11 protein-coding genes are annotated in these 16,076 nt (G+C 47.0%); 8 read left to right on the top strand and 3 right to left on the bottom strand.

Going from position 1 to position 16,076, the window contains the following annotated elements:
* The first annotated feature begins 124 nt into the window (after window positions 1-124).
* The 8 genes from pgsB to BK582_RS06790 all read left to right on the top strand — a co-directional run bounded on the left by pgsB (window position 125) and on the right by BK582_RS06790 (window position 11,178).
* Complete coding sequence (pgsB, locus tag BK582_RS06755) at window positions 125-1,288, top strand: poly-gamma-glutamate synthase PgsB (RefSeq protein WP_078593611.1); 1,164 nt, start codon at window positions 125-127, stop codon at window positions 1,286-1,288.
* Window positions 1,289-1,781: 493 nt separating this feature from the next.
* Window positions 1,782-2,234: a poly-gamma-glutamate biosynthesis protein PgsC gene (pgsC, locus tag BK582_RS06760; RefSeq protein ID WP_078593613.1), complete on the top strand. Its 453-nt coding sequence runs from the start codon at window positions 1,782-1,784 to the stop codon at window positions 2,232-2,234.
* Between the two features lie 189 nt (window positions 2,235-2,423).
* A complete protein-coding gene (locus BK582_RS06765) occupies window positions 2,424-3,623 on the top strand; it encodes a CapA family protein (protein ID WP_078593615.1) in 1,200 nt (399 codons plus the stop codon).
* A gap of 1 nt (window position 3,624) precedes the next feature.
* Complete coding sequence (locus BK582_RS06770; RefSeq protein ID WP_218190706.1) at window positions 3,625-5,607, top strand: gamma-glutamyltransferase; 1,983 nt, start codon at window positions 3,625-3,627, stop codon at window positions 5,605-5,607.
* Complete coding sequence (locus BK582_RS06775) at window positions 5,607-6,518, top strand: hypothetical protein (protein ID WP_078593619.1); 912 nt, start codon at window positions 5,607-5,609, stop codon at window positions 6,516-6,518. The genes BK582_RS06770 and BK582_RS06775 overlap by 1 nt, the downstream gene beginning before the upstream one ends.
* A gap of 1,023 nt (window positions 6,519-7,541) precedes the next feature.
* Window positions 7,542-8,663, top strand: a complete 1,122-nt coding sequence (locus tag BK582_RS06780; protein WP_244895486.1) for a nuclease-related domain-containing protein — start codon at window positions 7,542-7,544, stop codon at window positions 8,661-8,663.
* Between the two features lie 257 nt (window positions 8,664-8,920).
* Window positions 8,921-9,718: an SDR family oxidoreductase gene (locus BK582_RS06785; protein ID WP_078593623.1), complete on the top strand. Its 798-nt coding sequence runs from the start codon at window positions 8,921-8,923 to the stop codon at window positions 9,716-9,718.
* A gap of 344 nt (window positions 9,719-10,062) precedes the next feature.
* The gene (locus tag BK582_RS06790; RefSeq protein WP_078593625.1) at window positions 10,063-11,178 is read left to right on the top strand and encodes a TIR domain-containing protein; all 1,116 of its coding nucleotides are present in this window, start codon (window positions 10,063-10,065) and stop codon (window positions 11,176-11,178) included.
* A gap of 96 nt (window positions 11,179-11,274) precedes the next feature.
* On the opposite strand, the gene BK582_RS06795 is transcribed toward BK582_RS06790, so the two are convergent.
* The 3 genes from BK582_RS06795 to tagU form a co-directional block, all read right to left on the bottom strand.
* Complete coding sequence (locus tag BK582_RS06795) at window positions 11,275-12,252, bottom strand: LCP family glycopolymer transferase (RefSeq protein WP_078593628.1); 978 nt, start codon at window positions 12,250-12,252, stop codon at window positions 11,275-11,277.
* A 381-nt stretch (window positions 12,253-12,633) separates the two neighbouring features.
* Window positions 12,634-14,697 (bottom strand): InlB B-repeat-containing protein, encoded by a 2,064-nt coding sequence (locus tag BK582_RS06800; protein ID WP_218190707.1) that lies wholly within the window; start codon window positions 14,695-14,697, stop codon window positions 12,634-12,636.
* A 415-nt stretch (window positions 14,698-15,112) separates the two neighbouring features.
* Entirely contained in the window at window positions 15,113-16,042 is a 930-nt protein-coding gene (tagU, locus tag BK582_RS06805) for a polyisoprenyl-teichoic acid--peptidoglycan teichoic acid transferase TagU (protein ID WP_078593634.1), read from the bottom strand.
* Window positions 16,043-16,076 lie beyond the last annotated feature (34 nt).

The following is a 16,076-nucleotide window of genomic DNA, read 5'->3' on the forward strand; positions in this document are numbered from 1 at the left end:
CACTTGATCTGGATGTTGAAATAGTGCCTGGCAATCATACTAACCTTCTGATCTTATAGCATTCATCACTCCACTACCGGAACGCCGCCCGCCAATACATAAAAGTTATCAATGGAGGAAACGGATGACCTTAATTCCAATCGCAGCTGTCTTTCTTTTCCTGGCAGGGTTCCTTGAAAGGCGCTGGCACCAGAGAAATGTTGAAAAAATACCAATTCGGATTAATATAAACGGCGTCCGGGGAAAATCCACGGTCACCCGCCTTGTCACCGGCATTGTCAAAGAGGCCGGTTACCGGACTGTCGGAAAGACGACGGGCACACAGGCACGGATGATTTACTGGGACAGCCCTGAGGAAAAGCCCATTCTCCGTGATCCGGAAGGGCCTAACATTAAGGAACAGAAACGGGTTGTAAGAGAAACTGCCAATATAAAAGCAGAAGCTCTTGTGAGCGAATGTATGGCAGTGAACCCTGATTATCAGGTGGTTTTTCAGGAACTTCTTCTTCAGGCGAATATCGGCGTCATCGTAAACGTGCTCGAGGACCATATGGACATGCTTGGCCCAACCCTCGATGATGTGGCTGCCGCTTTTGTGCCCACGATTCCTTACAACGGCCATCTGATTTTGAACAACTCACACTACGTGGATTATTACAGGGAAATTGCCGAGCGCAGGAACACCGAAGTGATTATCGCTGACAACAGCCGAATTTCCGAAGACTATTTGCGGGAGTTTTCCTACATTATTTTTCCGGAAAACGCAGCCCTTGCCCTTGCTGTTGCCGATGCAATGGGTATCGATGAAGCCACCGCTCTGCAGGGAATGCTGAACGCCCACCCGGATCCAGGAGCTTTGAGGATCACCCCGGTGAAAAATAAGGCGGGGGAAGAATCGCCATTTGTAAATGCCTTTGCAGCGAATGACGCCCATTCCACGCTGGCGATCTGGGAGCGGGTGCAGATGCTCGGCTATCCGGCGGAACACCCGATAGTTATTATGAATTGCCGGGAAGACAGGGTGGACCGGACCGAACAGTTTGCAAGAGACGTACTGCCGAAAATGGGAATCGGCACCCTTGTTTTGATAGGGGAGGTTACGAGCCCGATCGTAGAAGCTTTTGAGGCGGGAAAAATTGAAGCGGAACGGCTGGAAAATCTAGAGGGAGTCCGGCCAGCTGAGGTTGCAGGAGTACTGCGGGAGCACGTGAACGGAAATGTCATGATAGGGATCGGAAACATCCACGGAGCAGCCGAAGAAGTACTGGAGCACTTTGAAAAACAGTGAAAATATACTTCTAATTTATGAATTTTATTTTAAAAAACAGGATTTAAGCAATACTAGTGAGAGACGCAGGTTAATTAGTTTGCTGTATGCACTTGATCGTGTACCTTGTGCACAGGATCGAGTGGTGTTTGCACAAGTTGGGTGAGGGTATGCACAGGTTTGGGTGCTATATGCACAACTCAAATGGTGATATGCACAACTTAAAATAATTATTAACTAACTTCTCTGCTTAATTGTCAGGTTAGCTTCGAAGCCAGGACATGCAATAAAGCCGGATCTTTGTTCAATAAAAATTTGTTACCTATAGGATTGAGATGAGATTCGCACGAGATCGGAGTGTTTATGCACGGAATCAGGTTGTGTTTGCACGACTTGGAGTGGTATTCGCACAACTTAAAATGATTATCGAAACGCCACTCCAATAAAAAACCAACTGCTTTGCTGAATTACCGAGTTACGCTTCGCAGCCGCTGTAAAGGAGGAATCCAGTTTAATGTTCGGTTCAGATTTATACATAACACTAGTTCTGGGAATTGTCATAAGCCTGCTTTACGCGGAAAAAGCCGGAGTGCTGCCAGGAGGGATCATTGTTCCTGGATACCTGGCGCTCATCTTTGACCAGCCGTTCTTCATCATGTCTATATTCTTCATCAGTTGTCTTATTTATCTGCTCGTCATCCATGTGCTCACACGGTTCACGATTCTTTACGGACGGCGGAAGTTCGCCGCCATGCTGCTTACAGGGGTTGTTTTAAAACTGGCATTTGATTATTTTTATCCGATTATGCCATTTGAAATATACGAACTCCGGGGAATCGGGGTAATTGTCCCTGGGCTGATCGCCAACTCTTTTCAGAAACAGGGCGTGCTTATAACGGTTACAGCAACGATGGTGCTCAGCGGAATAACCTTTGCAATTATGACTGCGTATTACTTTATTTTTTAGGCGGATATCGCTACCCGATATAAGAGGGGAGGAGGACTTGGAGCCTTCAGATCGCCACCCGATACAGAGTTGTACGAACGGTTAAAAGGCGTATCGCCACACGCTACACGAAACAAACACCTTGTATCGCCACCCGATACGCACACGAAAACCTAGGTTTCACCAACAAATAAAAGGAGCTGCCGGCTTATGAGTCATCGGTTTACGTTTCAGGAGCATTTGCTTCGCTGGTCAAAAAAGCATAAAAAACAGCTCACTTTCCATACATCAGTACTTGCTGCTGTTACCGGCACCATCCTTATTGCTTCGAATTTTTTCGCATTCACTTCCCCGCCGGAAGTCATCGAAAACGAGGATTCCATACTTACGGCAACATTCGTAGGCGATATGATGTTTGGCAGATATGTGGAGGAAGTGATCGACAGGAAAGGGTATGATTACTTGTTCGAATACACAGACCCTTATTTTGCTGTGTCCGACTTTGCCACCGGGAATTTCAAGCATCCCCTCCTGATCGAAGACCGGCCGCCGAACCCTGACCAGGCTTTCGTTTTTTCCACAACGACAGATACGGTGGATGCCCTTAAACAGAGGAATTTCCGCTCCCTGTCCATCGCCAACAACAACATCTACGACCACGGCCAGCTTGCCTTCCGGGACACGGTGAATTACTTCAATGACCAGGAGGATATCGCGGTAACCGGGCATATGACCGACCATGAGGACCTGGATAACGCGGCGATCTACGACCATAACGGGCTCACGATTGCCACCCTTGGAGTGACGGATGTCCTTGCAAAAAATTCAGCTGTCACCTCCTACAGACCCGGGGTGATTCCTCTGGAGCCGCCTCACTACATTATCAATTCTATCGTCAATGCGAGCAAAGTATCCGACCTTGTTATCGTTCATGTCCACTGGGGGGAAGCGTATGACTCCCATATCAGCAGCCGGCAGCGTGATCTGGCAAAAGCTATGTCACATGCAGGGGCAGACATCATTATTGGTCATTACCCGCACGTCTTAGCACCGATCGAAGTTTACAATGACACGGTCATTTTCTACAGCCTCGGCAACTTTATTTTTGACCAGGGCTGGAGCCGGACGAAGCAGACAGCCCTTGCGCAGTACAATCTGCTGGAAGATGGGACAGCGGAAATTGAGCTCGTCCCGTATGTCACCCGGGAGGGGCAGCCCCGTCCGGTGGGCGACAGATCACCCCGGGCGAGCGTTATCCAGAAGATGCTCACGAAAAATCTGGACCCGGAAACGTATGAACGAAACGGGGCGAAAATAATCCTGAAGGTAAATCACGAACGTGTCATCCAGGCAAATAATGAGCCACTTGAGACGGTGAAGAAAGGCGGTGGCAGCGATGTGGCTTCGTAAAATGACCAATATCGTTGGAATTCCGCTGATCATCTTATTTATCATCGGTGCTTATATTGAAATTAACCCGGAGCGGGACGAGGATCAGCAGCAGGGGCAAATTTTTGAAGCGGTAGATGCAAATAACGCATTCGCTGTGTCAGCCTCCAATGCAGAAGCAGTGCAGGCCGGTATCGAAGTGATGGAAAACGGCGGAAACGCTATCGATGCTGCAATCGCTGTTTCGTTCATGCTCGGTGTCGTTGAGCCGTACGGTTCCGGCATTGGCGGGGGCGGATCCATGCTCATTTTCGATCCGACAGCAACTGACCAGGCAAGCCAGATGCGCTATATTGATTACCGGGAAACCGCGCCACTCTCCCTCGTAGTCCGGGGGCAGAACCAGATTGGGGAAGAGGAACCACTGGAAAACCAGGAGGACGGTGATGCAGGGGAGGAGCCTGCCCGAATTCCACAGGGGCCGGCTGCCCAGCAGATTAATTTAACGGAAATGCGTGATTTCGGCGTGCCTGGTTTTCTGAAAGGGATGGCTTATCTGTTTGACAACTATGCAACAATGGATTTTTCCGATCTGATCCGACCTTCGATTGAAACGGCGGAAAACGGCTATACGGCTGACCGCTATCTGGCAGAGCGGTTCCACTATGCGCAGCACCGGCTGAACCATGCGGAAATACCGCATTTTTACCCGGAGCATCAGCTGATTCAGGAAGGCCAGCTTCTCGTTCAGACCGAGCTTGCGGAAACACTCAGGGAAATCGAGCGTCTCGGGCCGGACAGTTATTTTCACGAGGAGCTTGCAACGGCCATGTCTGAGCGGTACCCGATTCTCACGGAGCAGGACTTCGAGGAGTACATGGTGCTTACAAATCAGCGACCGTCCCATGGAGAATTCCAGGGTTATCAGGTGTACGCCGCCCCGCCGCCACTCGCCGGACCGGTGCTCATCCAGACCCTGTACATGGCAGAAATGATGAATCTCGGGGAGCATGAACTTCTTGCGGAAACAGAGCCTGACATCGAATCATACATCGACCTGGTGGAAAAAATCGCCGGAATCAATGACCAGACGTACCGTGCCCGGTTAGGGACGATCGGTGATCCGCACACATCTTATACTGCATCAACAGAAGCGGAACGGATCGTCACACGTGAGTTCGCCGGCGAGCTTGTTTCCAGATGGGAATCCGCCCAGGCAGAAAGAGATGAACAATTTTTCCAGGACGAAGAGGATTACAGGGAGGAAGGGACGGAATCGTACGTACCGCCAGCAAACCGAAGCTTGTTTGCCGGGAAAGGTTTCGGAACGACCGAAACTACCAGCCCGGCCGTTTCGTTCCTTGATTCACCGGCTGATATCAACCAGCACAACAACACGACTCACTTCGTTGTCATTGACCGTGAGGGAAGGATGGTCTCTGCTACACATACATTGAGTAACTTCTTCGGCTCTGGTGAGTATTACAAAGGGTTTTTCCTGAACGACCAGCTGAGCAACTTCAGCTCCACCGAAGGAAATATTAACGCCCCAGCACCTGGCCGTCGTCCGAGAAGTTTTATGACACCGACTATTTTTATCAGGGAAAACGAAGGGGCAATTGAAGAGGTGATCGGGCTCGGTTCCCCAGGAGGAGCGCGAATTCCGATGATGCTTTCCCAGGCGCTTATCTACCATCTGATTCATGGGGAGGATTTCCTTGATGCGGTGGAGCGTCCCCGCCTGCAGTACGATTTTAATGAAAACACCCAGCAGTTTGAAGTGCGTCTCGAGCCTCGTTTTACCGAACTGCCGGAATACCCATGGATCCGGGAGGCTCTCATTCAGCGGGGCTACCCGGTCTCCGTGGAATATAGCGATATGTATTTTGGCGGAATTCAGGCATTGATTTTCGATGCACGCCAGCAGATCATCACCGGAAGCGCGGACACACGCCGTGGCGGAACCTGGGAACACGGGGAATACAATGAGGGAGGAGGGGGCTGATGAACAGAAAATGGTTTCCAATCGTATTTTTCCTGGCCGTCTTCTTCTTCATGGTCGTCTTCCGTCACGAAGAATACCTCTCCGGATCGGAGTCCCGCCAGATTGAACAGGTGACCTTCGAAGAGGACTGGGCCGAGCACGGGAACATTCCCGAGCATCTGCGGGACATCACCCGGGGGCTGGACGGCCCCCTCCGGAGCAAAATTATTCATAAAGTGATCAACGGGGAAACACTGAATGTTTTGTATCTCCCGTCCACACCGTTTTTCGAGCGGACTGTAAGGACAGACATCGAAGAGCAACAACCCCTCTGGCTGGAAAAAACAGAGGAAATCCTCTCTGACGTTTATAAATATGATTTCGTGGATTTGCTCGTTTTGCCGCCAGACGCACTAAGGTATGAGCTTCAGGAAGATGGGGAAGTCATCGAGGATGACGATGATCTGAATGATGAGGCTCCATATGGTGAGCTGCCTGGCCAGGAAGAGGAGCCTGATGCGCCGGAACCGAGCTATCTCCAGTCGGTAAGGGAGCTCCGGGAGCTTGAACCGGACGTGATTCTTCTCGATATGGCACTGATCGCTGAGCATCTGGATGACAGTGAATATTCGGTGGAAGGGTATACAGCCCAGGTGCTTGAGCTGCTGGAAACTTTGTATCGGCCCCGTGACAGGTATTTTACCTATATGCTCGCTGGTGTGGAGCTACATGAAGCGTTGTTCTTTGAGCGGGAGGATACTACACTGAATGATCATATCGAGCGGTTGTCCGAGCAGCTGGATTTCGGTGTCAAGCAGGCGGTTATCGACTTCGAGCGGGGCGCAGCCTACATGCCAGAGGACCAATTGCATGAACGGTGGGCCCGCCAGGTCATGGTGCCGCTGTTTTATCGGGGGATCATACCGGAGTAGGTGGTTTGTCTTTTCTGTAGTAGGTTCGGTTGGCGCGATAAGCATGGAGTTTGGCGTGATAAGTATGTGGTTTCGCGCGATAAGCATGAAGTTTGGCGTGATAAATATCGAGTTCCGCGCGATTACATGAATTAAGTGCTTTGTTTAATTGTAAGCTTGCGTTGAAAAAGCCCTCACTGGAGGGCTTTTTCAACGCATCGAAGCTTAACCCCAGCATACAGCAAAGCAGTTAGTTAAATAATCTTTTAATAAATTTCTCTTGCTTCGCGCGATAAGTATGGAGTTAGGCGTGATAAGCAGTTGGTTTGGCGCGATAAGCATGCAAATCGGCGTGATAAGTACCGAGTTCCGCGTGATAATATGAATAAAGTGCTTTGCTTCATTGTAAGCATGATGTTTAAAAAGCCCTCACTGGAGGGCTTTTTCAACGCTTCGAAGCTTAACCCCAGCATACAGCAAAGCAGTTAGTTAAATTATCTTTTAATAAATTTCTCTTGCTTCGCGCGATAAGTATGGAGTTAGGCGTGATAAGCAGTTGGTTTGGCGCGATAAGCATGCAAATCGGCGTGATAAGGATTGAGTTCCGCGCGATAATATGAATTAAGAGCTTTGTTTAATTGTAAGCTTGTGTTGAAAAAGCCCTCACTGGAGGGCTTTTTCAACGCATCGAAGCTAAACCCCAGCATACAGCAAAGCAGTTAGTTAACTAATCTTTTAATAAAATTCTCTTGCTTCGCGCGATAAGTATGGAGTTAGGCGTGATAAGCAGCTAGTTTCGCGCGATAATCAGTGAAATTGGCGTAATAAGTATCGAGTTCCGCGTGATAATATGAATAAAGTGCTTTGCTTCATTGTAAGCATGATGTTGAAAAAGCCCTCACTGGAGGGCTTTTTCAACGCTTCGAAGCTAAACCCCAGCATACAGCAAAGCAGTTAGTTAAATAATCTTTTAATAAATTTCTCTTGCTTCGCGCGATAAGTATGAAGTTAAGCGTGATAAACAGCTGGTTTCGCGTGATAAGCATGAAGTTTGGCGCGATAATTAAACAAGTGCCAAGTGACTACAACAAACTTACAAATAATAACTTATATAAAGGAATTATGTCTGTCTTTGCCGAATATAAAGGCGTAATAGCACATCACCATACAAAGGAGGAAGACTTATTGATTAAAAAAGTACTGAAACCTTCATTAACACTTCAGCAGCATGAAGCTTTACTTAGGAACCTTGATCCTCACCATTTTCGAAGAAATCTCATTGAAAAGAATTATCGGAAACTACTTTCCGGTTTCAGAGGGGAGAAGCAGCTTAATTATGAACTGACCTTTCTGAGAAATCACAAATTCACTATTTATAATGATCTCCGCCTCCCGCATCAGGGTAATTTTTTTCAAATCGACTGCCTCTTGCTTTCCCCGACTCTTATCCTTCTCCTTGAAGCAAAAAATCTTTCCGGTCGTATCACAATTAACCACCATACAAACGAGATGTCTCGCATTGTACCTGCAACAAACGAAGAAGAAGGTTATGCTGATCCAACTCTTCAGACAGCCAGGCACAGGCTTCAACTATACGAATGGCTAATAAAAAATAACCTCCGCACTATTTCTATCGATTCCCTCGTGGTTTTTACTAATCCAAACTCAAACCTGTCTATTTCCAACGGGCACCCTTCCGGGAAAAGTATAATAAAGGGCCCAGCTACGGCACAGTCGGTTAGTCAACTACAAAAAAAGCATGAAAAAAACGGACCTGTAACTACACATGAGCTTAGCAACATTAGCAGTCGGCTTCTGGCAGATCATACTCCTAAAAAGGAAGACATTCTGCAGAGATATAATATACGAGCCAGTGAAATCACAACCGGGATTGCTTGTCCTGACTGCAGCCAACGCCCGATGATTAGAGTACGGGGAAAATGGAAGTGTATAAATACTGTCTGCTTAAAAACAAGCAATGATGCTCATTTAACGGCACTGAAGGATTACGCCCTCATGTTCGGTCCCCGAATAACAAACACATCGGCTAGACATTACCTGAATATTAAATCCTCCTCAATTACACAAAAACTGCTTGCTGAAATGAACCTACCTAGTAATGGTACTACAAGAAACTATTCCTACGAGCTCCCTATAGAAAATTGAAGGCTCAGTCTGAAAATACTGCGCAAGGGGTGAAAATTACAAAAGGTTAGGCGCGATAACAGTAGAGTTTCGCGTGATAAGTATAAAGTTTCGCGCGATAAGCAGCGGAATCGGCGTGATAAGTGCAGAGTTCCGCGCGATTAAAATCTAATTGAACAAAAGGTTTAAACCCCTTCCCGAAATGAACCACCCTGTTATAACCCGCCTCCCTTCTGGGTATAGATAACCACACAACCAACAAAGGGGGAGACCCGCATATGGAAGATAACTACTTAAATTTAAAAGGAAAGACGGCAATTATTACGGGAGGAAGTTCCGGAATCGGGAGGGGGACTGCTCTTAAACTGGCTGAGCAAGGTGTTCGTCTCGGCCTTATTGATATTAAGCATGAAAGAGGAGAAGAAGTGGTGCAGCAGATTGAAGAAAAAGGGAGCGAAGCCGTGCTTGCCGAAGCGGATATTTCTGACCCCGGGGATACAGAACGGGCAATTAAAGAAATAGCCGATAAGTTTGGCGGGAAAATTGACATTGTTTTTGCCAATGCAGGTATGAATGGGGTGCTTGCACCCATTGAGGACATGGAGCCGGAGGACTGGCACAGCACTATCAGCACCAACCTTAACGGGACTTTCTATACGGTGAAATATGCAATTCCTTATATGAAAAAAGGCGGCGGGAGCATCATCATAACAAGCTCGGTGAACGGCAGCCGGATTTATAATAACTTCGGGTTTTCTGCCTATAGTTCATCGAAGGGAGGAATTAACGCCTTTGCAAAAATGGCTGCTCTGGAGCTGGCCAATCATGCCATCCGGGTGAACACCATCTGCCCCGGAGCGGTGAAAACTAAAATTGGCGAGGAAGGAACAGAAAGATCGGAAGCGGTGGAAAAAATAGAAATACCTGTGGAATATCCGGAAGGAAACCAGCCTTTGGACCACCGGCCGGGCCAGCCAGAGGAAGTCGCCAACCTCGTTCTGTTTTTATCATCAGAAGCATCTCATCATATCACAGGGACCGAGATATTCATCGATGGAGCAGAATCACTGCTGTAAATAAAAAGCCCTCCAGTGAGGGCTTTTCTAATGTGGAAGGATAATTAATAAAAAGCCAGCATCATTGAGGGCAGGGGCTTCGGAGCTTTGCTAATCAATTAAGCAAAGCATTTAGGTAATTAAGAATTAATCTAAGTTGTGCGAAAGACACTCTGAGTTGAGCGAATCCCCCTTGAATTAGTGCGATTCACCATTAATGTTGTGCGAACTACCTCCTGAAGTTGTGCAATCCCCCTAGATACACCTCCCCCAACTAAATAACCTCCATACCTTCTCCATACATCGACAATAAATCTGCGGCTTATATGATATAACCTAAATAAACGGGAGGGGATCATGATCGAATGAATAAGAAACCTAGAGTTTTTATTGGATCCTCGCGAGAGGCGATTCCGTATGTGGATGCCATCCACGGCCGGTTACGATATGAAGCTGAAGTTACTCCATGGCATACCGCCTTTCGGGAAGCGCATGCTTATAATATGGAAGAATTGGAAAGAGCACTTAATAATGCTGATTATGCTGTGTTTGTCTTCTCACCTGACGATGTGGTGAAAATCCGCGGCCAGATTTTTTACACAGCGAGGGATAACACCTTATTTGAGCTCGGTCTGTTCTGGGGCAAACTGGAGAGGTGGAGGGTATTTTACCTGATACCTGATAAGCTGCCGGAACAAACCAACGGTGAACCGGCGGCTGGGCTGCGTCTCGCAACAGATTTAGACGGTATCGCTCCGCTGACCTATGAGGTGAGGGAGGATAATAATTACGATGCAGCGGTAAGTTTTCCCTGCAGTAGGATCATTAGAAGAATTCAGGAATTGGGGCCGTTTGAAGACCCTCAAAAAGTAATAGAGCAGCTCGAGAAGAAAAACACAGACAAGGCACATGCACTTCAGTTTTTAGTCCCATTCTCAAAAGCGTTAATGGAGAAAGAAGCCAATAAATATGAAGTGCTGTATGAAAGCCTGAGGAGTGCCTTTGCTCCGCCAGCGAGATTCAAAGTGAGCGGAGGGACAGTCTTCAAAGCCGCCGACAAAGGCCTCGCATATGCCGCTGGGAGGGAGAACAGAGAGACATTTATTCCCTATGATATAAACGGCGGGAAACAGGGGGAGAAGCTGGTGGCAGACTGCTTTTTAAACAGCGAGGAGCGTGTTTTGTTAATCAACGACCTGCTCGTGAAAACCTATATGATATGCTACCCGTTTAAAAATATAGTGGCAACGGTTCATATAAGCGGGCCTTACGAACTTAATAAGGAGCAGTTAGACGAAATGTTTTTAACGAACCAGGAATTGCTCAGGATCATCCAGTTTCTTTTCGGTCCTCCAGCCAAAAAGGTTTTCAACCAGGAAAAAGACGACCACACAGCTGTCTTTGCCAACTTAACCAGCCATTCAGAGTCCATTGTTTACAAACGAAAAGCCGAATATAAAACACCGGACTATCTAATCTGAAAAAAGGCACCGCAAATGGTGCCTTTTTCATGGAAAAAGAAACCCTCCATATTTATTGGGGAGTTTCTATCCTAAATGTCTGAGGGAGTCACACACTTATTCTTCATAATCAGCTGCTTCTTCTACTTCGTCATCTTCACTATCATCTCTCACTGTAACGTCGTGGTCTTCATCCAGTTCCAGGTGGGTGCGGAGGTCTTCGGATACACGTCGCCGTTCCTCGTCTTCCACGAGGTAGTACCATACTTCATCAATTAAAGTACCGCTGCCATCGATCTCTACTGACTCTGTGTTATGCCTGGCATCGCCGTATTTCTCATATATTTCCCACATCTCATCGAAGGTCATGTCTGTTCTGATGTTATCGCCAAGAGCCTGGAGGATATGCTCGACCCTTGTTACAGATGAGAAGCTGGCCGCCTCGTCAATAATCGCATCGAGAACTTTTCTTTGCCGGGCGTTTCGTCCAAGGTCACCGTCCGGGTCTTCCTTTCGCATGCGTACATAATGGAGGGCTTCTTCTCCGTTCATGCTGATTTCTCCTTCGGGGTATTCGTGGCCCCTTTTTTTAAAAGCGAAGGTGTTCTCCACTGTTACTCCGCCGACAGAATTAACAATATCCCGGAAACCGCTCATGTTTACGGCTACGTAATAGTCGATTGGCACATCGAGGAAGTCCTCCACGGTTTCCATGACCAGCTGTGGTCCGCCATATGCATGGGCGTGGTTGACCTTATCCTCAGAGCCACGGCCGGGGATTTCCAGTCTTGTATCCCTGGGGACGCTTGTCATTTTCATGGAGTTGTCATTGGGATTGACGGTAACTACAAGGATCGTGTCAGATCTGCCGCTGAAATCATCTTCATCGAGACCGAGCAGCAAAAAGGACAGGGGCTCCCTCGTTTCAATATTCACTTCTTGTTCCCGTTTCTCGGAATGTTCCCGTTCGGTTGGGGCGTGCATGCCTTCGTCCACAGTACTTACAGCGTTATTATATAGATAAACGGCGTAACCTCCGGCAGCACCGATAAACAGTGTCAGAACGATTCCAATAATCAAAAGTATTTTTTTCATATTTATAGCTCCTATTGTGGTTGACTTTGCCTGAAAAAAGAAGGGTTTGCAAGCGGCTATTAAAACTCCTGCCTCACAAACATGAGATTAGATAAGATGTGTCGGTGTAGAGAACGGACGCTAGAATCCCGATAAGTTGGCCTAAAAATCAGTGGGGGATAAATAGTACCCTCACTGATTGAAGTTTCACTTTACTACTTTTTACCCCATATCTCCATTGCATTACCGTGGAATTTTACATAATAGAAATGTTTCTGAAAAGTTTTTGAAAAATTGGCGGTTAAAAAGAAAAAGTACTAATACAAATGTATTAGCACTTTTTATAGTTATGTGCAGAGGCAGTGAGGTGATGAAAATAAACTTTGCCTTTGCAGCTCCTTATTAATCGTCTTCGTATTCCGGTTCTGGCTGGGAGTTATTAGAGCCGCCGGAATTACCGCCTGAGTTCCCCGAACCTGAGTTGTCAGATCCTGAGTCTCCAGTACCGCCGGAGTTATTGGAACCGCCTGAACTTCCGGAACCACCTGAGCTGCCGGAGTCGTTTCCGCCACTGGAGCCGCCGGAATTGCCCGATCCTCCGGTGCTGCCAGAGTTATTGGACCCGGAACCACCAGATCCGCCACTTGAACCTCCGGAGCTACCTGAAGATCCACCAGAACTTCCCGAACCGCTGCTTCCTGAGTTATTGCTTCCGGAGCCTGAGCTGCCGGAACCACTTGATCCGCCCGATCCTCCAGAACTACCAGATGATCCACCAGAACCTCCGGAACTACCAGAACCGCCTGAAGACCCACCAGAACTTCCAGATCCACTGGAACCTCCGCTACTTCCAGAGCTTCCCGAATTACCGGAACTACCTGAACTATTTGTTCCGCCAGAACTACCTGACCCAGAACTTCCTGAACTGCTGGAACCTCCCGAACGGTTAGAGTCAGATGATGACCCGGAAGAGCCGTCTGACGAAGAGTCGTCTGATCCAGTGGAGGAGGAGTTGTTATCCTGGCTATCTTCCGGATCTATATTCTGGGAATTTTCCTCGTTTGCCGTGCCTTCCTGTGCAAAAACTGCAGTAACTGATTTACTTCTGTCCATATCGAAGTTTACAGTTGCTGTTGCTCCAGATATATCCCCTTCCCAGCGGACAAACTCCCAGCCGTCAGCTGGCTGAGCTGTCAGTGTGACAGGATCCATATACTCGAAGCTTGTTTCAGCAGGATTTGAAAATATTGTTCCTTCACCAACTATGCCGAGGCTTAGTTCAAAGGAAGAAGTCTCTTCAAACACTGCTCCAATGGATTTATGGTCGTCCATCACTAACTCCAGAAGGTTATCCGTACCAGATGCATCGCCTGTCCATTCTACAAACGCCCAGCCAGGCTCAGGTACAGCTTCGATTGTTACTGTGTCTCCGAGCAGGAATGAGTCTTCGTCAGGGGAGATGGATAAGCTTCCTTCTCCGGTAATTTCATATTCCAGACTTCTTCGTTCGTCACCGATAGATATATTAAATGCTGATTTGAAGTCTTCAAAGCTGATGATCAACGTTTCCAATCCTTCTTTTTCAGCTGTAAAAGTATTTGTGTCACCAGTATCTTCGCTTAAGGTCCCTAGACCTTTTTTCAGCTTCCATTCCAATTCCTCATCCATTTCTTCGCCTGTAGCATCAAAAGCTGCGACGGAGAGTTCAACAACTTCCCCGACAGCAAGTGCTTCGTCAATTTCCGGCCCCAGGACTACTTCTTCCAGTACCTGTTCGAGGATGGAAATCTCTAATTGAGCGGTAATAGATCCTACAGAGCCTTCAACCATTACTGAACCCAGATCATCCGATGCAGTAAAAACAGCTTCTTTCGGATTTTCAGCCAGTTCAATGTTACCGAGCTCATCCTCTACTTCCCATTCCGCCTCAATAGAGATAATGATATTATCACCTTCCATCCAGACGAGCTGCAGTGTTCGGTCATATCCTTGCTGAACGACCGTGCGCTCGGCAAAAACTTGAAGGTTGTTCTCCAGTGCCTGGTAAAAACGCTCCAGTTTTGCAGCCCCTCCGTCAGCAGGGTTGTATGAGTCAAGGATATGGACTGCCTTTTTTATTTCTTTTTTGTCTATATACATTTGAGCAAGGTTTGAATAATAGTCAACGGCATGTGGACTGAGCTCAACCCCTCTGAGCAGTGTTTTCTCGGCGTCCTCCCAGCGATTCACAGCCATATAGGAGTCAGTTAAACCAAGCCGTGCCCTGAGGTGTTGCGGATCTGCGTCCAGGATCCCGCGGAAAGCATTAATTGCTTCCTCAAACTCCCCGTTATTATAAAAATCCTGTGCAGCTTCCAATTGTTCATCCAGACTGTCAGACTGAACAATGTTCCAGGTGAAGAAACTCATAAACAAAACAACAACAGCACTGCTCAAATAAAGATACAGCTTCTTTCTGTTCATCATTTGCTCCTTTCCCGCTAAATGACCGTCCGTCCATGTAAATAGTATAAAAAAATGGTATAGGTGTTTTATTGTTCGGTTCATTTCCAGTTATGTATATCGACATAATACCATATAATTCTATAAATTGTTGGAAAACTTTAGTAGAGTTGTTTTGAAGCAAGGAAGTTAGTTAAATGGAGTTATTCATACTAATTATAAGGTGTGCGAACGCCTGCTGAAGTTGAGCGAATGCCTCATGGAAATGTGCGATCAAGTATGAAAATCGTGCGAATGCCCCCTGTAGACGTACGATTAAGTATGAAAGTTGAGCGAATCCCCCTGAAGATGTGCGGTCGGCCCTTCAGGACGTGGGATTCAGCATAGAAAACAAAACCCCTGCTCCATATGGGCAGGGGGCATTTAAACAAACGTTTGTTTAATCTGCAGAGACTACTTCGTTGTTATCAATTCCGAGATGATCACGTAACGTGTTTGATACGCGGAGTCTTTCATCTTCTTCGACGAAATAGTACCAGATGCCGTCGATACGGCCGCCGGAGCCTGTAATTTCAAGTGTCTCTGAGTTGTGGCGGGCATCCCGGTAGTTTTCCTGAATTTTCATCATGTCATCGAAAGTCATATTAGTCGTAAGGTTATTTCCTAATGCGTCTAAAATAGAACCAGCTTTAGTGACACTTGAAAGCTGGGCGCCTTCCTGAATCATAGCATCCACGATCTGACGCTGACGGTCGTTACGTCCTAAGTCGCCACGTGAATCTTGCTTTCTCATTCTGGAATAAGCTAGTGCCTGATCACCGTCTAAGAAAAGCTGTCCTTCTTCGAATGTGTGGCCGCTTTGATTAAATGCAAAAGCATTATCAACAGTCACCCCACCTAATGCATCAACAATATCTTTAAAGCCTTCCATGTTTACAGTTACAAAATAATCAATAGGTATATCTAAGAAATTCTCAACTGAAGCCATTGCCATTTCCGGGCCGCCAAAGGCATATGCATGGTTTATCTTATCCTGATGTCCACGTCCTACCATTTCTGTATAAGTATCACGAGGGATACTTACCATTTTCATCGATCGGTCCTCCGGGTTAACGGTAACAACCATCAAGGTGTCAGAGCGGCCGCTGTCAGCAGCACGGGCGTCAACACCCAACAAAAGAAAAGATAATGGTTCTCTATCTTCCATATTTACTTCAAGATCCCGGCGTTCTGACTTTTCCCGTTCAATAGGCTGGTGCATTTGATCCACCGTGCTCTGTACACTGCTATATAAATAGTAACCATAGCCGCCAATCGCCAACACAACTGTGAGGAGCAAGGCTCCAATGATTATCAACGCTTTTTTCATGTTTTCATTTCTCCTAATAAAATTAATAATTACA

Origin of the sequence: Evansella clarkii (assembly GCF_002019695.1) — a bacterium.
Taxonomy (GTDB): Bacteria; Bacillota; Bacilli; order Bacillales; family Salisediminibacteriaceae; genus Evansella; species Evansella clarkii.